Source organism: Ramlibacter sp. (assembly GCF_035655895.1).
In the GTDB taxonomy this organism is placed as follows: Bacteria; Pseudomonadota; Gammaproteobacteria; order Burkholderiales; family Burkholderiaceae_C; genus Ramlibacter.
Window position 1 is genome coordinate 119327 of record NZ_DASRTN010000013.1, and the last position, 17978, is coordinate 137304.

Annotated in this window: 19 protein-coding genes; 12 read left to right on the forward strand and 7 right to left on the reverse strand. The window is 70.8% G+C overall.

The window, feature by feature from the left end; translation table 11 throughout:
- Window positions 1-2: 2 nt before the first annotated feature.
- Both VFE82_RS14910 and VFE82_RS14915 read right to left on the reverse strand, forming a co-directional pair.
- Window positions 3-464 (reverse strand): spore coat protein U domain-containing protein, encoded by a 462-nt coding sequence (locus tag VFE82_RS14910; protein WP_325001104.1) that lies wholly within the window; start codon window positions 462-464, stop codon window positions 3-5.
- Between the two features lie 38 nt (window positions 465-502).
- Window positions 503-988 carry a spore coat protein U domain-containing protein gene (locus VFE82_RS14915; RefSeq protein WP_325001105.1) on the reverse strand — a complete coding sequence of 162 codons (486 nt, stop codon included), beginning with the start codon at window positions 986-988 and terminating at the stop codon, window positions 503-505.
- Window positions 989-1362: 374 nt separating this feature from the next.
- Between VFE82_RS14915 and VFE82_RS14920 the strand changes: the two genes are divergently transcribed.
- The 3 genes from VFE82_RS14920 to VFE82_RS14930 all read left to right on the forward strand — a co-directional run bounded on the left by VFE82_RS14920 (window position 1363) and on the right by VFE82_RS14930 (window position 3886).
- Entirely contained in the window at window positions 1363-2052 is a 690-nt protein-coding gene (locus VFE82_RS14920) for a response regulator transcription factor (protein WP_325001106.1), read from the forward strand.
- A complete protein-coding gene (locus tag VFE82_RS14925) occupies window positions 2052-3470 on the forward strand; it encodes an ATP-binding protein (protein ID WP_325001107.1) in 1419 nt (472 codons plus the stop codon). Before VFE82_RS14920 ends, VFE82_RS14925 begins: the two co-directional genes overlap by 1 nt.
- A gap of 125 nt (window positions 3471-3595) precedes the next feature.
- Window positions 3596-3886: a DUF4148 domain-containing protein gene (locus VFE82_RS14930; protein ID WP_325001108.1), complete on the forward strand. Its 291-nt coding sequence runs from the start codon at window positions 3596-3598 to the stop codon at window positions 3884-3886.
- Between the two features lie 70 nt (window positions 3887-3956).
- Here VFE82_RS14930 and VFE82_RS14935 read toward each other — a convergent pair whose 3' ends face one another.
- Complete coding sequence (locus tag VFE82_RS14935) at window positions 3957-4208, reverse strand: hypothetical protein (protein ID WP_325001109.1); 252 nt, start codon at window positions 4206-4208, stop codon at window positions 3957-3959.
- 222 nt (window positions 4209-4430) lie between these two features.
- Between VFE82_RS14935 and htpG the strand changes: the two genes are divergently transcribed.
- A complete protein-coding gene (gene htpG, locus VFE82_RS14940; RefSeq protein ID WP_325001110.1) occupies window positions 4431-6344 on the forward strand; it encodes a molecular chaperone HtpG in 1914 nt (637 codons plus the stop codon).
- A gap of 65 nt (window positions 6345-6409) precedes the next feature.
- Here the strand turns inward: htpG and VFE82_RS14945 are convergent, their stop codons facing one another.
- The 3 genes from VFE82_RS14945 to VFE82_RS14955 are packed head-to-tail and all read right to left on the reverse strand — an operon-like array spanning window position 6410 to window position 9072.
- Window positions 6410-7114, reverse strand: a complete 705-nt coding sequence (locus VFE82_RS14945) for a substrate-binding domain-containing protein (RefSeq protein ID WP_325001111.1) — start codon at window positions 7112-7114, stop codon at window positions 6410-6412.
- Window positions 7111-8085: a tripartite tricarboxylate transporter substrate binding protein gene (locus tag VFE82_RS14950; RefSeq protein ID WP_325001112.1), complete on the reverse strand. Its 975-nt coding sequence runs from the start codon at window positions 8083-8085 to the stop codon at window positions 7111-7113. Before VFE82_RS14950 ends, VFE82_RS14945 begins: the two co-directional genes overlap by 4 nt.
- Before the next feature lie 21 nt (window positions 8086-8106).
- Window positions 8107-9072, reverse strand: coding sequence for a tripartite tricarboxylate transporter substrate binding protein (locus VFE82_RS14955; RefSeq protein WP_325001113.1), 966 nt, complete (start codon window positions 9070-9072; stop codon window positions 8107-8109).
- A gap of 68 nt (window positions 9073-9140) precedes the next feature.
- On the opposite strand from VFE82_RS14955, the gene VFE82_RS14960 reads away from it, so the two are divergent.
- Together VFE82_RS14960 and VFE82_RS14965 are read left to right on the forward strand one after the other, a co-directional pair.
- Window positions 9141-10016, forward strand: coding sequence for a fumarylacetoacetate hydrolase family protein (locus VFE82_RS14960; protein WP_325001114.1), 876 nt, complete (start codon window positions 9141-9143; stop codon window positions 10014-10016).
- A 47-nt stretch (window positions 10017-10063) separates the two neighbouring features.
- Window positions 10064-10477, forward strand: coding sequence for a hypothetical protein (locus VFE82_RS14965; protein WP_325001115.1), 414 nt, complete (start codon window positions 10064-10066; stop codon window positions 10475-10477).
- Window positions 10478-10484: 7 nt separating this feature from the next.
- On the opposite strand, the gene VFE82_RS14970 is transcribed toward VFE82_RS14965, so the two are convergent.
- Window positions 10485-11498: a serine/threonine protein kinase gene (locus VFE82_RS14970; protein WP_325001116.1), complete on the reverse strand. Its 1014-nt coding sequence runs from the start codon at window positions 11496-11498 to the stop codon at window positions 10485-10487.
- Window positions 11499-11766: 268 nt separating this feature from the next.
- Here VFE82_RS14970 and VFE82_RS14975 point away from each other — a divergent pair, with 268 nt between their 5' ends.
- From VFE82_RS14975 to VFE82_RS15000, 6 genes are read left to right on the forward strand one after another with little or no spacing between them, the layout of a single operon-like run.
- Window positions 11767-12441 (forward strand): GntR family transcriptional regulator, encoded by a 675-nt coding sequence (locus VFE82_RS14975; RefSeq protein WP_325001117.1) that lies wholly within the window; start codon window positions 11767-11769, stop codon window positions 12439-12441.
- A 43-nt stretch (window positions 12442-12484) separates the two neighbouring features.
- Complete coding sequence (locus VFE82_RS14980; RefSeq protein WP_325001118.1) at window positions 12485-14110, forward strand: ABC transporter substrate-binding protein; 1626 nt, start codon at window positions 12485-12487, stop codon at window positions 14108-14110.
- 12 nt (window positions 14111-14122) lie between these two features.
- Complete coding sequence (locus tag VFE82_RS14985; protein ID WP_325001119.1) at window positions 14123-15100, forward strand: ABC transporter permease; 978 nt, start codon at window positions 14123-14125, stop codon at window positions 15098-15100.
- A complete protein-coding gene (locus VFE82_RS14990) occupies window positions 15090-15974 on the forward strand; it encodes an ABC transporter permease (RefSeq protein WP_325001120.1) in 885 nt (294 codons plus the stop codon). Before VFE82_RS14985 ends, VFE82_RS14990 begins: the two co-directional genes overlap by 11 nt.
- Window position 15975: 1 nt before the next feature.
- Window positions 15976-16923: an ABC transporter ATP-binding protein gene (locus tag VFE82_RS14995; RefSeq protein WP_325001121.1), complete on the forward strand. Its 948-nt coding sequence runs from the start codon at window positions 15976-15978 to the stop codon at window positions 16921-16923.
- A 10-nt stretch (window positions 16924-16933) separates the two neighbouring features.
- Window positions 16934-17917 carry an ABC transporter ATP-binding protein gene (locus VFE82_RS15000; protein WP_325001122.1) on the forward strand — a complete coding sequence of 328 codons (984 nt, stop codon included), beginning with the start codon at window positions 16934-16936 and terminating at the stop codon, window positions 17915-17917.
- Window positions 17918-17978: the final 61 nt, after the last annotated feature.

Sequence of the window (17978 nt, forward strand, 5' to 3'; positions counted from 1 at the left end):
CGTCAGGGGCTGACGGTGATCACCACCCTGTCGGTGTAGGCCCCCGCCCGGGCGTTCTGGAACCCGGCCGGCGTGACTGTACCGGTGATCACCAGGTCGACATAGTTGTTGTTCCCGGGTCCGGTGCGGTTGGCGGGCAGCGTGAGTGCGTACGGGATGAAGTCCGTCCGGGCGGCGTTGGCCATGCGACGGCTGCCGCTGAAGTTGCTGCCGTCGTCGGCCGTGACCGCCATGGTGACGCCGCGGCAGTCGCCGATCTGGGCCACGTTGCCGGTCGTGATCGACGCCACCACGTTGGTCGTGGCGCTCGGATTGATGGTGCCGAAGCCCATCGTCATGGTGCCGTTGGTGCGGAACAGGCAGGTGCCGTTGCGGGCCTCGGCGCCGGCAGACGCCAGCAGCAGCGCGGCGGCGACCGCGACATGCGTGATCGCCGCACGGCGCGCAGCGGGAGCTGGGGCCATGGAAAGGTGCGCGGCGCTGGCCCGGCGCGCCGGGGCCATCAGGGCGTCAGCGTGAGCTGGACGGTGTCGGTGTAGGCGGTGCTCGCCGGCAGGTTGGCGTAGTCGGCCGCGGCGACCGAGCCGGTGATGGTGATGGTGCTGTCGGTCGACGAGGCGCCGAAACCGGTGCCGGTCGCCGTGCCGCCGGTGAGCGTGAGCGTGTAGGGCAGCAGGTTGGGCGTGGTGCCGCCGGTCGACATCTGGCGGGTGCCGCCCGCGAAGTTGTTGCCGTTGCCGGCGGCCACGCCGGTGCCGACGGTGCCCTTGGTGCACTTGTAGGTGACGGTGCCACTCATCACGCCAGCGACCGGGCCGGCGACGGACGGGTCGATGTTGAAGCTCAGGGTGCGGGCGGCGCTGGTGAACTTGCACACGGCCTGGACGGTCGCGTTGACGGTCAGGGGCTGCGTGTCGGCGAAGGCGGCGGAGGTTGCGGCGACAGCCACAGCGGCCAGGGCGGCTTTCAGGAAATGTCCGGGTGTCATGGGGGTCCCCTTGAGAAAACGCCCTAAGGCGGTGACGGAATTCGCTACTTCAGACTGGACTGTAGCGAACACCGTAACATTCAGCAATACAAATGTCGTTCCGGATCAACAACTTGGACGGGACGCCACAAAAGCCGAGTCGTGCGGCCGTGATGGGCGGTCGGCGGCGCGACAGTCGGCAGCCGGAGGCGGATGGGCGGCTGGCGATCGGGACGCCGGCGACCGCGGTGGCGGCCGACTAACCGGTGGCTAACACTGTTTCGCTACGCTTGGCGTCTCGGGGCGGGCTGGCGCGCGGATTGCCGCGGCCGGATCCGCCATCCCGTGAGGTGTCCGGCGCGGCGCCCACGCCCTTTCTGCTCCTGGAGTACTGCGTGCGAGTCCTGCTGGTGGAAGACGACGAAATGATCGGCCAGAGCCTGCACAAGGCGCTGGAGGCCAACGGCTGGTCGGTCGACTGGGTCAAGGAGGGCGAGCTGGCGCAGAGCGCCATGGCCGACGGCGGCTATGCGTGCGTGCTGCTGGACCTCGGCCTGCCCCGCAAGGATGGCATCGAGGTGCTGCGCACCGCCCGGGCGCAGGGGGACCGCACGCCGGTGCTCGTGCTGACGGCGCGCGACGGGCTGGACGACCGGATCACGGGGCTGGACATCGGCGCCGACGACTATCTGGTCAAGCCCTATGAATTCCGCGAACTGCTGGCGCGCATGCGGGCGGTGATCCGCCGTCGCGACGGGGCTGCCCACTCGATCATCGGCACGGAGGCGGTGCAGCTGGACCTGACCACGCGCGAGGTGCTGGTGCACGGCGACCGATCGCAGCTGTCGGCGCGCGAGTTCGCGCTGCTGCACGCGCTGCTCGAGCGGCCCGGGGCGATCCTCTCGCGCGACCAGCTCGAGAGCCGGATCTACGGCTGGGGCGAGGAGGTGAGCAGCAATGCGGTCGACGTGCTGATCCATGGCATGCGCCGCAAGCTCGGCGCCGACGTCATCCGAAATGTGCGCGGCCTCGGCTGGCGCATCGCGGCGGGGCAGCCGGTCGCGGTCCACAAGGAGGGTGCGTGATGCGGATCCTGTCGAGAGGCCCGGTGTGCTCGCTGCAGCGCGCGTTGCTGCTCTGGCTCGTCCCCCTGTTCCTGCTGGTGGGCGCCGCGTCGGCGGCGCTGTCCTACTGGACCTACAACCGCATGGTCGGCTCGTTCATGGACGAGCAGATGGAGCGGCTGGGCGAGTCGATCGCCGCGCAGGACGAGCATGTCGCCCTGCCGCGCATTCAGCTCGAGCGGATGCACAGCTGGGGCGTGTACGCGGCCCAGGTCTGGACGCGCGACCGCCAGCTGGACGTCACCTCGGTGCCCGACGTGGCGGTGCCGCTGGCCGCCGGGCCCGGGCTGCGGGACATCGAGTCCGGCGGGAACCGCTGGCGCGTCTACACCACCCAGTCGGCCACCACCGGCAAGTCCGTGCAGGTGCTGCAAAGCGGTGCCTTCCGCCAGAAGCTGGTGGTCGAGCGCGCCGGCGCCGCGGTCGCGCCGGTGCTGATCCTGCTGCCGCTGGCCATCCTGATCCTGTGGGGCGTGGCCCAGACGCTGTCGCGCGAGATCCGTGCGATCGGCGAGAAAGCCGCGCAGCAGGACGAGAACAGCATCACCGAGCTGCCGCTCAGCGGCGTTCCGGGCGAGATCGCGCCGCTGGTGGAATCGTTCAACACCCTGCTGGCCCGGCTGCGCGTGGCGTTCGCCACCCAGCGCCGCTTCGTGCAGGACGCCGCCCATGAACTGCGCACGCCGATCACGGCGGTGGCGCTCCAGCTGGAGAACGTGCGGTGCGACCTGCCCCAGGGCGCCTGTGCGCAGAGCTTCGCGCAGCTGGAGGCGGGCGTGAGCCGGGCCCAGCGTCTGGTCGACCAGTTGCTCAAGCTCTCGCGCAACGAGGCGGTGGCTTCGCTGGAGCCGGTCGTCGCGGTGGACCTGCAGGCGCAGGTGCACCAGAGCGTCGATGGGCTGATCGCGCTGGCCGACCAGCGGCACATCGACCTGGGCGTCGAGGTCGACACGCCCGTCACCACGGCGCTGGTGCTGCGCTGCGCGGCAAGCGACCTGCGCAGCGTGCTCGACAACCTGATCGAGAACGCGTTGCGCTACACGCCCGAAGGCGGCGTGGTGGACGTGCGGCTGTCCCAGGGGGCCCAGGGCCCCGTGGTGGAGGTGGTGGACACCGGCCCCGGCATTCCGCCAGACCAGCTCGGGCGCGTGTTCGACCGCTTCTTCCGCGTGCCGGGGAACGGCACGCGCGGCAGCGGCCTCGGACTGTCGATCGCGCAGACGGCGGCGCAGCGCTGCGGCCTGCGCATCCAGTTGCGCAACCGCAGCGACCGCAGCGGCCTGGTGGCGCGGCTCGAGCCGCTGGCCCCGGCCCGGACGGAGCCTGCGGCTGCGGCGCCGGCCGTCGGGCCAGCGCACGCGGCCGCCGCGGCGTCCTAATCGCCAGCTAAGCGAACGCTAAGGGCGGCCTCACTGTCGTTGCCTACAGTGAGACCACGGTTGATGCAGCGCTCTTCGAACAGCCCGCACCGACCGCAACCTCAACCACTGAAAGGTCACTCACCATGAACGCCAAAGCCCTCCTCGCCGTCGCCGCTGTCGCTGCTGCCTTCTCCGCCACTGCCCGTGCCGGCGAAGCCGACGTCGCCACCAACAACCAGCCTTTCCAGGGCGAGCGCGCCCGCGCCGAAGTGCGCGCCGAAGCCGTGCAGGCCGTGCGCAACTACAACTTCGAGCCGAACGGCTCGCGCGTCGCCGCGCCGGTGCAGTCCGCCGTGGACCGCCAGGCCGTGCGGTCGGACACCGCCCAAGCGGTGCGCCTGGGCCGCATCGCCCACGGCGAAGCCGCCATCTGAGCGGTTCTCTTCGCGCCAGCAGCAACGCCCCGCTCGCGGGGCGTTTTCTTTGGGAGGGCCGGCGCGGCCCTTACTGGGTGTCGGTGCGGCGCGGCGCGGTGAACGTCACCGGCTCGGACGCGAGCCCCTCGACACGGCAGTGCAGGGCCGAGGCCGCGGGACGCCGGGGTGTGGCCACGCGCCAGGTGCCCGCCGCCCGGCGTGCCCGGCCCAGGACCGGCGGCACGGTGAAGGTGACGCGGGCTTCCAGCTCCAGCAGCACGTCGCCATGGCCGGGTTCGGCGGACGGGTCGGTGCCAGGAAGGGGAAGCTGGAATTCCATGAGACAGGTCGTTTGGATGGGGAGCAAGGGCTACTGTAACAACATGTCACGGTCCGACGCGCGCGACGTGTCCGCCTGTGGGGGCCGTCCGTCCGAAATGTCACGTCGCCGCCCAGCTGCTGTTGCGTCGGACCATCGGCACAATCCGGCTCCCGCCGGTTCTTGAAATCCGCGCGGCCATCCCCAAGCTCTGCTGGCTTTCCGTTCAGCAAACGACCACCCATGTCCCAGAACAAACAGACGCTCTCCTTCCAGGCCGAGGTCGCACAGCTGCTGCACCTGGTCACCCACTCGCTCTACTCCAACAAGGAGATCTTCCTGCGCGAGCTGATCTCCAATGCCTCCGATGCCTGCGACAAGCTGCGCTTCGAGGCCTTGAACGACACCGCGCTCTACGAGGACGCCCCGAACCTGGAAGTGCGGGTCGACTTCGACAAGCAGGCCCGCACGCTGACGATCACGGACAACGGCATCGGGCTGTCGCAGCAGGAGGCGATCGACAACCTGGGCACCATCGCCAAGAGCGGCACGCGCGAGTTCATGAGCCGGCTGTCCGGCGACCAGAAATCGGACGCCCAGCTGATCGGCCAGTTCGGCGTCGGCTTCTACTCCGGCTTCATCGTGGCGGACCGCATCACCGTCGAATCGCGCCGCGCCGGCCTGCCGCCTGGCGAAGGCGTGCGCTGGGTCAGTGCCGGGGCCGGCGACTTCGAGGTGGAGGCGATCGAGCGGCCGGAGCGCGGCACCAGCGTCGTGCTGCACCTGCGCGAGGACGCCGCGGAGTACCTCTCCACCTGGAAGCTCAAGTCGATCATCTCCAAGTATTCCGACCACATCTCGCTGCCCATCCTGATGCGCAAGGAGGAGTGGAAGGAGGGCGAGGACAACAAGGGCGGCGAGATGGTGCTCACCGACGAGTGGGAGACCGTCAACCAGGCCAGCGCGCTGTGGAGCCGGCCGAAGAAGGACATCACGCCCGAGCAGTACCAGGAGTTCTACCGGCAGATCAGCCACGACCACGAGGCCCCGCTGGCCTGGTCGCACAACCGGGTGGAAGGCGCGACCGAGTACGTGCAGCTGCTGTACCTGCCGGCGCACGCGCCGTTCGACCTCTGGAACCGCGAGAAGGCGCCGGGCGTGAAGCTGTACGTCAAGCGCGTGTTCATCATGGACGAGGCCGAGGCGCTGATGCCGGTGTACCTGCGCTTCGTCAAGGGCGTGATCGACTCGGCCGACCTGCCGCTGAACGTCAGCCGCGAACTGCTGCAGGAGAGCCGCGACGTGCGCGCGATCCGGGAAGGCAGCACCAAGCGCGTGCTGGCGATGCTGGAGGACCTGGCCCGGCTGGAGAAGGACGAGGCGGCGTCCGAGGAGGACAAGGGCAAGTACGCGAAGTTCTACGCCGAGTTCGGCGCTGTCCTGAAGGAAGGCCTGGGCGAGGACTTCGGCAACCGCGACCGCATCGCCAAGCTGCTGCGCTTCGCGTCGACCCAGTCGGACGCGGCGACGGTCTCGCTGGCCGACTACAAGGCCCGCATGAAGGAGGGCCAGGACGCCATCTACTACATCACGGCCGACACCCTCGCCGCGGCCAAGAGCAGCCCGCAGCTGGAGGTGTTCCGCAAGAAGGGGATCGAAGTCCTGCTCATGACCGACCGCGTCGACGAGTGGGCGCTGAACTACCTCACCGAGTTCGACGGCACGCCGATGCAGTCGGTGGCCAAGGGCGCGGTCGATCTGGGCAAGCTGCAGGACGAGGCCGAGAAGAAGGCAGCCGAGGAGGCCGCCGAGACCTTCAAGCCGGTGCTGGCCAAGCTGAAGGAGGCCCTGAAGGACAAGGCCGAGGACGTGCGCGTGACCACCCGGCTGGTCGACTCGCCGGCCTGCCTGGTGGTCACCGACGGCGGGATGAGCATGCAGCTGGCCCGCATGCTCAAGCAGGCGGGGCAGAAGGCGCCGGAGGTCAAGCCGGTGCTGGAAGTCAATCCCGAGCACCCGCTGGTGCGCAAGCTGGACGGCTCGGTGCACTTCCACGACCTCGCGCAGATCCTGTTCGACCAGGCGCTGCTGGCCGAAGGCGGGCTGCCCGACGATCCGGCGGCCTACGTCAAGCGCGTGAACGCGCTGCTGGCCTGACGCTGGCGGCCGCTTCGGCGGCCGATGGCGATGCCACTTCGGCCGCGCGAGCGGCCGAAGCTGCTTCAGGGCAGCGGGTCGAAGCCGCCGCCCTCGCGCAGGGCGCGCGCCTCGTCGGACGCGAGCAGCGCCGCCACAACCGCGGCGGCGTCGGGTGCGGTGCCCCGGGTGCAGACGCCGGCCGTGTACATCGTGGCGAGCTCGAACTCCTGGGGCAGCGCGCCGGCCAGCTGCACGCCGGGCGTGTACAGGATCTCGGTGAACTGCGTGCAGCCGACCAGGTCGGGCTCGTCGCACGCGGCCAGCTCGCGCATGGCCGTGGCGCCGTTCGGGAAGGTGCGCAGGCGCGGGGCCAGTTCCTGGTCGAGTCCGAGCGTGCGCAGCACCTTCATGAAATGGATGCCGGCGGTCGCCTTCTCGGGATCCGGAAAGTAGATGCCACGGGCGCCGCGCAACAGGCGCGCCAGCGAGCCTGCATCGCCCACCGGCGGCAGGGGCGTGCCGCGCTTGACCGCGACCCCGGTGCGCACCCGGCCCAGCGGCGTGGCCGAGCCCGGAAGCACGTGGCCCTGGCTCTCCAGCTCGGCCACCAGGGCCGAGGTCAGGATGACCAGGTCGCAGGGCTCGCCGCCCAGCAGCTTGTCGCGCATGGCGCCGACCGCGCCGAAGTGCCCGCTGGTCGCGATGCCGCGGTCGGCCAGCGGCCGCTCCAGGGCCTTCACCAGCCCCTGCGCGGCGCCGCCGCTGAGGATCCGCACCGTGCGCATCATTCGGCCTTGATGTTGGCGGACTGGATCACCTTGGCCCATTTGGCAATGTCGTCCTGCATGTACTTGTCGAAGGCCGCGGGCGACATGACCAGCGCGGTCGCGCCCTGCTGCGCCCAGGCCTGCTGCACGTCGGGCTGGCTGGCGATGCGGCTGACCGCCTCGTTCAGTCGGGCGACCACGGCGGCCGGCGTGCCCTTGGGCGCCAGCAGGCCCAGCCAGATGGTCGCGTCGTAGCCGGCGATGCCGGACTCGTCGACCGTGGGCACGTCCGGCAGCACGGCCGAACGCTTTCGGCCGGTGGTGGCGATCGCTTTGACCTTGCCCGCCTTGACCTGCTCGGCCATCGTGGTGACCGCATCGAACATCAGGTCGACCTGGCCGCCCAGGACGTCGGTGCGCGCCCCGGAACTGCCCTTGTACGGGACATGGACGATGCTGGTGCCGGACATGCTCTTGAACAGCTCGCCGGCCATGTGGTACGGCGTGCCGTTGCCCGACGAGGCGTAGTTCAGCCCGCCGGGTTTGCCCTTGGCCAGCGCCACCAGCTGCTGCACGTTGGCGGCACCCACCTTGGGGTGCGCCACCAGCACCAGGTCCGAGTAGTTGATCGGGGCAATGCCCGTGAAGTCGCGCGTGAGGTTGTAGGGCTTGTTCTGCAGCAGCGTCTCGTTCACCGTGTGGGTGTTCGACATCAGCAGCAGCGTGTAGCCGTCGGGGGCCGACTTGGCCACGGCGTCGGTGCCGATCACCGCGCCGGCACCCGGGCGGTTCTCCACCACGAATGGCTGCCCGAGCTGGTCGCCCAGACGCTGCGCGATGAAGCGGCCGTAGACGTCGGCCGGGCCGCCGGTGGCATAGGGGACGATCAGCTTCACCGGCCGGCTCGGCCAGCTCTGCGCCAGGGCGGGCGCCACCGCGAAGGAGGCCGCGGCGACAGCGCCGGCCAGGATGCGTTGCAGGCTGGGAAGCATGACGGTCCTCCTGGCGGGGGCTTACTCGACCTTGCCGATCTTCTTGACCACGTCGGCCATGCGGCGCACGTCGGCCTGCACGTACTTCTCGAACGCCGGCGTGTCCTGGAACTGCACCGGGCTGCCGGAGTTGCCGATCACCTCGCGCACCTTGGCGTCGTTGCCGGCGGCGCGGGCCGCCGCGCGCAGCCGCTGCGCGATGGGCTCGGGCACGCCGGCCGGGATGAACAGGCCCGACCACTGGGCGTACTCCGCGTTATAGCCAGCCTGCTTGAGCGGCGGGACGTCCGGCAGCGATTCGAGCTTGCCATTGCCCCAGTGGCCCAGCACCCGCAGCTTGCCGGCCTTGACGTGCTGCAGCACCGTCGCCGGGCCGGAGGACACGGCGTCGATCTGCCCGCCGAGCAGGGCCACGACGGCGGGGCCCGCGCCGGTGAACGGCACGTGCGTCATGCGCACGCCGGCCGTCTGCGCCAGGATCTCCATCGGCACGTGCATGGTGCCGTAGTTGCCCGACGAGCCGTAGTTGACCTTGCCTGGGTTCTGCCGGGCGTACTCGACGAATTCCTTGGCGGTCTTCCAGGGCGCCTCGGCGCGCACGGCGAGCACCGTGGGGTCGGCCGTGAAGCGCGCGATCGGCCGCAACGCCGCGTACGAGTACATGGGCGAGCGGCCGATGATGGCGTCGGCCTCGGGCAGCACGCTGTACGAGGACAGCGCCATCAGGATGGTGTAGCCGTCGGGCGCGGCCTTGGCAGCCTGGCCCATGCCGATGCCGCCGCCGGCGCCACCCTTGTTCTCGATGACGACCGGCTGGCCCAGGTCGCGCGACATGGCCTCGGCCACCGGCCGCGCCACGATGTCCGCCAGCCCGCCGGGCGGGAACGGCACGATCATGGTGATGGACTTGCTGGGATACGGAGCCTGGGCGATGGCCAGGCCGGTGGCAGCCATGAGCGCGGCTGCCAGGGCGACACGACGGTGCATGCGGAGTCTCTCCTGTTGAACTTGTTAGCATGCTACATTGCCGCCCCATTCTGGAGAGAGTTTTCCCGATGAAGATTGCCGCCTTTCTCGACCGTGGACGCCCCCGTGTCGGCGTCGTCTCTTCCGACCTGCAGAGCGTGCTGCCGCTGGCGCTGTCCGCCGCCGACGAGGCGCGTGGCGCGCTGGCCGTCGTCGAGATGCTGGCAGCCGGTGCCGCGCTGCCCACCCCCGGCGAGCCGATCGCCCTGGGCGCCGTGCAGCTCACCGCGCCCATTCCGCGTCCGCGCCGCAACATCTTCTGCGTGGGGAAAAACTACCACGCGCATGCCAAGGAATTCGCGGGCAGCGGCTTCGACAGCAGCGCCAAGGTGGGCGGGGACATCCCGACCGTGCCGATCTACTTCACCAAGGTGCCCGAGTCTGTCGTCGGCCCGAGCGACGACATCGTGATGCCCACCGGCGTGTCCGACGCGATCGACTATGAAGCCGAGCTCACCGTGGTGATCGGCAAGGGCGGCAAGGGCATCCGCAAAGAGGACGCCATGTCGCACGTGTGGGGCTACACCATCGTCAACGACGTGACCGCCCGCGACTGGCAGAGCCGCCACATGCAGTGGCTGCTGGGCAAGTCGTTCGACACCTTCTGCCCGATGGGGCCGTGGCTGGTCAGCGCCGACGAGTGCGACGGCACCAAGACCCAGGTGCGCTGCTTCGTCAACGGCGAGGAGCGGCAGAACGCCTCGACCACCGACCTGATCTTCGACATCCCGACCCTGATCGAGACGCTGTCGGCCGGCATCACGCTCTACCCCGGCGACCTGATCGCCACCGGCACGCCGGTGGGCGTGGGCATCGGCTTCAAGCCGCCCAAGTACCTCAAGGCCGGCGACGTGGTGCGCGTCGAGATCGACGGCATCGGCTCGATCGAGAACACCGTCCGCTGAAGCATCCGGTCACAACGGCGCCGACGCAGCACGCCGACAATGACCGGATGAACCTCCAGAACGTCCTCGCCGCCGCGCTGCTGGCCGGCGGGCTCTCGGGCTGCGCCAGCACCGGCGTGGGCGCCGGCATCAGCGTCCCGGTCGGACCGGTGTCCATCGGCGTCGGCGGCGGCACGGGCGGGCTCTCGGTCGGCGTGGGCACCGGGGTCGGCCCGCTCGGGGTCGGCGTGGGGGTGAACCAGCGCGGGCAGGTCTATGGCGGTGCGGGTGTCGGCGCCAGCGTGCCGATCGGCAACGGCCCGGCGCGCGCCGGCGTCGGGGTCGGCACGGGGACCGTGCTGTACGACCCCGCCACCCAACAGAACCTCGCGCCATCGGCGGCCGCGGTGCCGACGGCGCCGGTGCTGCCGCAGGCTCCGCTCACGGCCGCGCCCACCGCTTCCCAGCAGATCGCCCGCTGAGCCGGGCTCAGGCCACCAGCGGCGGCTCGGCCATCGCTTCGAGCTGCTCTTCCAGCATCTGCACCTGGCCCTTCCAGTAGTCGCTGCTGCCGAACCACGGGAAGGCCGCGGGGAACGCCGGGTCGTCCCAGCGGCGCGCCAGCCAGGCGCTGTAATGGATCAGGCGCAGCGTGCGCAGCGGCTCGATCAGGGCCAGCTCGTCCCGGTCGAAGTCGCGCACCTGCTCGTAGCCGTCGAGCAGCGCGCCGAGCTGGCGCTGGCGTTGCGCGCGCTCGCCGGACAGCAGCATCCACAGGTCCTGCACCGCCGGCCCGGTGCGCGCGTCGTCCAGGTCGACGAAGTGCGGGCCCTGGTCGGGCGTCCACAGGATGTTGCCGGGGTGGCAGTCGCCGTGCAGCCGCAGCAGCGCGAACCGCTGGGCGTAGCCGCGGCCCGCCGCGCCGCCCAGCGCCCGGTCGATGGCGGCCAGGGCGGCATCGCAGGTGCCGTGCCACGCGGCCTGGACATCGAGCGGGATCGCCTGGTTGGTCAGCAGCCAGTCGCGCGACGACGTCCCGAACCCGTGCAGGTCGAGCAGCGGGCGTGAGCCGAACGGGCGCGCCGCGCCCACCGTGTGGATGCGGGCCAGGAAGCGGCCGATCCATTCGAGCACCTCCTCGTCCTCGAGTTCGGGCCGCCGGCCGCCGCGGCGGGCACTGACGCTGAAGCTGAAGCCCTCGTGGTGGTGCAGCGTCCGGCCGCCCAGCACCAGGGGCGGCACGACCGGGACCTCGGCCGCGTCCAGCTCCAGCGCGAAGGCGTGTTCCTCGGCGATCTCGTCGTCGGTCCAGCGCCCGGGCCGGTAGAACTTGACCACGACCTCGGCGTGACCGTCGAGCGGATCTTCGAGTTCGACCTGGTAGACCCGGTTCTCGTAGCTGCTCAGGGCCATCAGGCGCCCGTCGCCATGCAGGCCGAGCGGGACCAGGGCGTCGAGCACCGTGTCCGGAGTGAGTCTGTCGTAGGGGTGCGCATCGGCCATGCACCGATTGTCGCGGCCCGGCGCCATGCGGTCCGCACGAGCGGCGCAAGGTCTGTTGCCGCTCGCAGCGCTGGATGCGCGCCGCCCTTTCGCACCGCCGGCGCGGTTGCGCGGTGGTGCGAGCGGCCGCGCGGCAGCCGTGCCGCACGAGTGCCGGGACGCCCGGCGCCGGGTCCCGGGCGAGGCCCCGTCCAATGCGGTGCATTCCTGTTGGCATGCTAGTTGCGGTGACTGGATTCGTGTATCCACTGATCCAGCTTCGCGCACCGTGAACGCCCACAGCGGCCCCGGCCTGTACCCGTCCACGCAGCCCGTCACCGCGGAGGACGAGGCGTACCGGCATATCCACGCGGCGATCCGCCTGGGCCGCTACCGCCAGGGCGAACGGCTGGTGCCGGACGTGATCGCCGGCGAGATCGGCACCAGCCGCATGCCGGTGCGCGAGGCCTTCCGCCGGCTCGCCACCGAGGGGCTGGTGACGATCCGGCCGAACCGGGGCGTCACGGTCAGCGGCATGAACATGGACGACGTCCAGGAGATCTTCGAGATGCGCGCCGTGCTCGAAGGCCTGGCGGTGCGGCTTGCGATGCCGCGCATCACGCCCGCCGCGATCGCGCAGCTCGAAGCCATGCTCGATTCGCTGGACGACCGCGACGGCGTGCAGCCGGACTGGACGGCCGCCCACCGCGCCTTCCATGAAACCCTGTGCGCCTTCAGCGGGCGACCGCGCCTGCTGCGCCAGATCGCCAGCCTCCATTCGCTGGTCGAGTCGCCGATGCGCCTGTGGGTGCTGGCCGACCGTCCCACGACGGCGCGCGCGCACCACCAGGAGCTGCTCGATGCACTGCGCGGCGGCGACGCCGCGCGCTGCGAAACCATCGTGCGCGATCACGTGCTGGTGACCGTGCCCGACGTCGTGAAGTACCTGCAAGCCGGCGCCTGAAGGCCGAGGCCTCCCTTTCCACCCACCTGCCTGGAGCATCACCATGTCTGACATCGACCACAAGGCCGCACTCGCGGCGCGACTCGCCGCCGGCTTCGGTCGTCGCGACTTCCTGCGCGGCGCCGGCGCCGGCCTCGGCCTGGCCGCGGCCTCGGCCCTGGGAGCGGGCCCGGCCCTGGCTGCACCGAAGAAGGGCGGCACCCTGACGCTGGGCTGGCTCGATGCGATCGACACGCTGGATCCGCACTTCACGGCCTCGGGCGGCTCGATCAAGGTGATCAACAACATCTTCAACGGGCTGCTCAAGGTGGCCTACGACGGCAAGACCGTCAGCTTCGCGCCCGACCTGGCCGCCAGGTGGGACATGGTCGACGAGAAGACGCACGTGTTCAAGCTGCGCCCCGGCGTGAAGTTCCACAACGGGGACCCGTGCGACGCGGCCGCGGTGAAGTGGAGCGTCGAGCGGGTGGCCGACCCCGAGGTGAAGTCGCCGCACGCCTGGAAGTTCGAGCAGCTGGCGGGCGTGGACATCGTCGATCCGCTCACCGTGCGACTGCGTTTCAAGAAGCCCTTCGCCTTCCTGCCGGTGGCGCTGACCGGCAGCACCGGCCGTGCCGGGACGATCGTCAGCCGGCGCGCGGTGGAGCAGCATGGCAAGGCGTTCGGACGCAACCCGGTGGGCACCGGCCCGTTCAAGTTCGCGAGCTGGAAGGAAAACGACTCGATCGAGCTGGTGCGCAACCCCGACTACTTCCAGGCCGGCCTGCCGTACCTGGACCGGGTGGTGATCCGCCTGATGAAGGAACCCAGCGCCGGCGTGGCGGCGATGATGTCGGGCCAGGTCGATGGCCTCTCGGCATGCCCGTTCCAGTTCATCCCGCAGCTGCGCCAGAACCCCAACCTGGCCGTGTACGGCCAGGTGGAGGGCAACTACGCCTTTGTCGGGATGAACAACAAGCGCGGCCCGTTCGCCGATCCGGCGCTGCGCCAGGCCGTGTCGTTCGCGATCGACCGCAACGTGATCGTGCAGCAGAGCTACTTCGGCGAAGCGATTCCGGCCTACACCTGCATCTCGCCGCCGATGTCGCAGTTCTACGATCCCAAGATCGCCAAGTCGGGGCGCGGCCAGTACTTCGACCTGGCCAAGGCGCGCGCGTTGCGGGCCAAGGCCAAGGTGCAGGGCGAGATCAACCCGGTGTACATCGTCACCGAAGGCTTCACGGGGTCGGGCGGCATGGGCACGCGCAACGCGCAGCTGCTCGCGCCCATGCTGGCGCAGATCGGCATCAAGCCGAAGATCGAGCTGGTGGACCGGGCCGTCTGGACGCAGCGCCGCAACGCAAGCGACTTCGACATGTACGACGAGGCCTGGATCGCCGACCTGGACCCGGACGAGACCATCACCCCGGAATGGTCGACCGGCAAGCCCTGGAACTTCGTCGGCTACAGCAATCCGGTGTTCGACAAGGCGGCCGCGGCGGCGGCCGAGACCACCGATGTCGCCGTCCGCCGCAAGCTGTACCTGGAGGCCGAGGACACGCTGATGGCCGATGCACCGCTGGCCGTGCTGGCGCACATGAAGGTGTTCAAGATCATGTCCAGGAAGGTGCAGGGTTTCGAGTACATCCCGGCCGACCTGCTGAACCTGCACACCGTGTCGCTGGCCTGAGGACGGCCGACGATGTCGTTCGCGATCCCGACACGGGGGCTTGGCCGGGCCTTCGGCGCCGTGGCCCAGACCCTGCTGGTGCTGCTCGTCGTCTCGGTGGTGAGCTTCGGCTTCCTGAAGCTCACGCCGGGCGACCCGGTGGCCGTGGTGCTGGGATCCGATTTCTCCCGCGACGCCCATGACAAGCTGTACCGGGAGCTGGGCCTGGACCAGCCGCTGGCGCTGCAGTACGCCCACTGGCTGGTGCGCTTCGTGCAGGGCGACTGGGGCCGGTCCTATGTCAGCCAGCAGGACATCTTCCAGCAGGCGGTGCAGCAGGCACTGCCGGTGACGCTCACGCTGGCCGGGCTGTCGCTGGCCTTCGCGCTGGCGCTGGGCGTCCCGCTCGGCGTGCTGGCCGCGCTGCGTCGCAACAGCTGGCTGGACCTGGCGGCCAGCGCGGTCGCCATCGGCGGCAACGCGTTTCCCAGCTACTTCCTCGGCGTGGTGCTGATCTGGGTCTTCGGCGTGACACTGGGCTGGTTCCCCACCATGGGCTACGTGGCGCCCTGGGACGACCTGGCCGGCGGACTGTGGCATCTGGCCCTGCCCGCGCTCACGCTGGGCGCCTGGTATGTCGGCCTGATCGCCACGATCACGCGTTCGAGCCTCCTGGAAGTGCTGGCCCAGCCCTACATGGCCGCGGCGCGCGCCCGGGGCGAACCGGCCTGGCGCGTGGTCTGGGTGCACGGCATGCGCAACGTGCTGATGCCGCTGGTCACCGTGATCGGACTGCAGCTGGGCGGCATGCTGCGCGGCGCGGTGATGACCGAGGTGGTGTTCACCCTGCCCGGACTCGGGATGATGATCACCAACGCGGTGCAGACGCGCGAATACCCGGTGGTGCAGGCCGGCATCATGATCACGGCGCTGCTGTTCGTCGCCGTGAACTTCATCGTCGACCGCACCTACGTGCTGCTCGACCCGAGACTTCGCAAGCATGGCCGCTGACACCTTCTCCGCCGGACCCGGCCCGGCCCGTCCGCGGCCGTGGTCGCGAGCCTGGCACCTGCTGCGCGGACAGCGCAAGGCCGTCGTGGGCGGCGCCATCGTGCTGCTGTTCCTGGCGGTGGCGCTGTTCGCGCCGCTGCTGGCGCCTTACCCGCCTGCCGAACAGAACTTCATCGACATGATGAAGCCGCCCTCGGCGGCCCATTGGCTGGGCACCGATTCGTTCGGGCAGGACATCCTCTCGCGCCTGTTCTTCGGCGCACGGTCGGCCCTGGCGGTGGGCTTCGGCTCGGTCGTGCTCGGGCTGGCCTTGGGCGTGCCCCTGGGCCTGCTGGCCGGCCTGCGCGGGGGGCGTACCGAGTGGGCGCTGATGCGCGTCGTCGACGGCCTGCTCGCGTTCCCCGAACTGATCATGGCGATGGCCTTCATGGCCGTGCTCGGCCTGGGCCTGGGCAACGTGATGCTGGCCCTGGGGCTGTCCTTCGTCGGGCCGTTCGCGCGCACGGTGCGGGCCGACGTGCTGCAGGTCAAGGGCCGGCCCTACGTGGAGGCCGCCCGCCTGATGGGCGTGCCGGGGCGCGAGATCGTGTGGCGCCACGTGCTGCCGAACATCGCGTCGCCGATCCTGATCCAGGCCGGCATGCGCGTGTCGATCGCCATCCTGCTCGGCTCGGGGCTGTCGTTCCTGGGGCTGGGCGTGGTGCCGCCCACCGCCGACTGGGGGCTGATGATCTCCGAGGGCCGCGGCTTCATCACGATGGCGCCGTGGATCTCGGGCGTGCCCGGCATCGCGCTGGCGGTGCTGCTGGTCGGACTGAACCTGTTGGCCGAGGGGCTGCGCGATGCGCTCGACCCGGCCACGCGTGGAGACTGAAGTGAACCCGACGCCTGCGCCGCGGCTGTCCGCGCGCCACCTCACCTTGCGCCGCCGCGGCGTGGCGGTGCTCGACGATGTGTCGATCGACCTGCCGGCCGGTCGCACGCTGGCCCTGATCGGCGAATCCGGCGCCGGCAAGTCGACCCTCGCGTTCGCGGCGATGGGCCTGCTGCGCCGGCCGGAAGTGGAACTCGAGGGCGAGCTGCGGGTCGGCGGCACGGATGTCGTGCAGGCCTCGGAGCGCGAACTGCAATCGCTGCGGGGGCCGCGCATGGGACTGGTGTTCCAGGACGCCGCCGCGGCCCTCAACCCCTGCTTCACCGTGCTGCAGCACCTGTCGGAGCCGCTGCGGCGGCACAAGGGGCTGGGCCGGGCGGCCTGCCGGCAGCGGGCCATGGCGTTGCTGGACGGCGTCGGCATCGCCGACCCCGAGGCCCGGCTGGCGGCGTACCCGCACGAGCTCTCGGGCGGCATGCAGCAGCGCGTGATGATCGCCATCGCGCTGGCCTGCGAACCCGAACTGCTGATCGCCGACGAGCCCACCAGCGCGCTGGACGTCACCATCCAGGCCCAGATCATGGCGCTCATCCTGGAGCGGGTGCGGGCGCTCGGTGCCTCGGCCGTCTTCGTGCTGCACGACCTGGCACTGGCGGCGCAGGTGGCCGACCGGGTCGCCGTGATGTACGCGGGGCAGATCGTCGAGGAAGGGCCGGCGGCCGAGGTGTTGCGCCGTCCCCGCCATCCCTACACGCAGGGCCTGCGGGCCAGCGCGATCGAGTTCGGCGCCGAGCGCCTGCAGCCGATCGCCGGCGTGGTGCCCGCACTGTCCGCCATGCCGGGCGGGTGCCGCTTTGCGCCGCGCTGCATGCGCGCCACGGCCCGGTGCACCGAGCGTCCCCCGCGCGTCGCCGACGGCGCGGTCACCCTGGCCTGCTGGCATGCGTGAGCCGTCCACCATGAGCGCCACCGCACCGCTGCCCCTGTTCTCCCTGCTCGACGTCGAGAAGGCCTATCCGATCGAAGGCGGACGCCGCCACATCAAGGCCCTGGACGGCATCCGGCTGAACCTGCTGCCGGGCCAGTCGCTGGCCCTGGTGGGCGAGAGCGGTTCTGGCAAGTCCACCCTGGTGCGCGTGATGCTCGGCCTGGAGCGGCCGAGCGACGGCCGGGTGCTGGTCGGCCCGGCGGAGCTGGGCAGCCTGGACGCCGGGCAACGCCGCCGCTTCGCGCGCGAGGTCGCCTACATCTACCAGGACGCGCGCGGCTCGCTCAACCCGCGCCTGGACGTGGCGGCACTGCTGGCCGAGCCGATCCGGCTGCACCGGCTCAGGCCCGAGGCGCAGATCGATGCGCGGGTCGACGAGCTGCTGGCGCAGGTGGGCCTGCCGACGGCGTTGCGCCACCGTTTCGCCACCGAGCTGTCGGGCGGGCAGGTGCGCCGCGTCGCGGTCGCCCGTGCGCTCGCCTGCGAGCCCCGCGTGATCGTCGCCGACGAATCGGTGGCCGGCCTGGACGTGTCGGTCCAGGCGCAACTGCTCAACCTGCTGCGCGACCTGCAGCGCACCAGCGGCATCGCCATGGTGTTCGTCACGCACGACCTGGGTGTCGCCGCCTACCTGTGCGAGCAGGTCGCGGTGATGTACCTGGGGCGCATCGTCGAGACCGGCCCGACCGCCCGGATCCTGCAGGCGCCGCGCCACCCCTACACCCGGGCGCTGATGCAGGCCTTCCCGCGCTTCGACGCGCCGCTGTCCGTGAGCCTGCAGGGCGAGATCCCAAGCCCGGCCAGCCTGCCGTCGGGCTGCCGCTTCCGCACGCGCTGCAGCGAGGCACGTGCGGAGTGCGCGCTGACCGACCCGGTGCAGTCGCCGCTGGACGACGGGCGCCACGTGGCCTGCCTGCATCCGCTGCCGGCGGCGTCGGCCGTCGTGCCGGCCTGAGCGGGGCGACCTGGCCGGCCGGCTCGGCTCGCAGGTTCGCCGCGCCGCGCGTGGCGGCCGC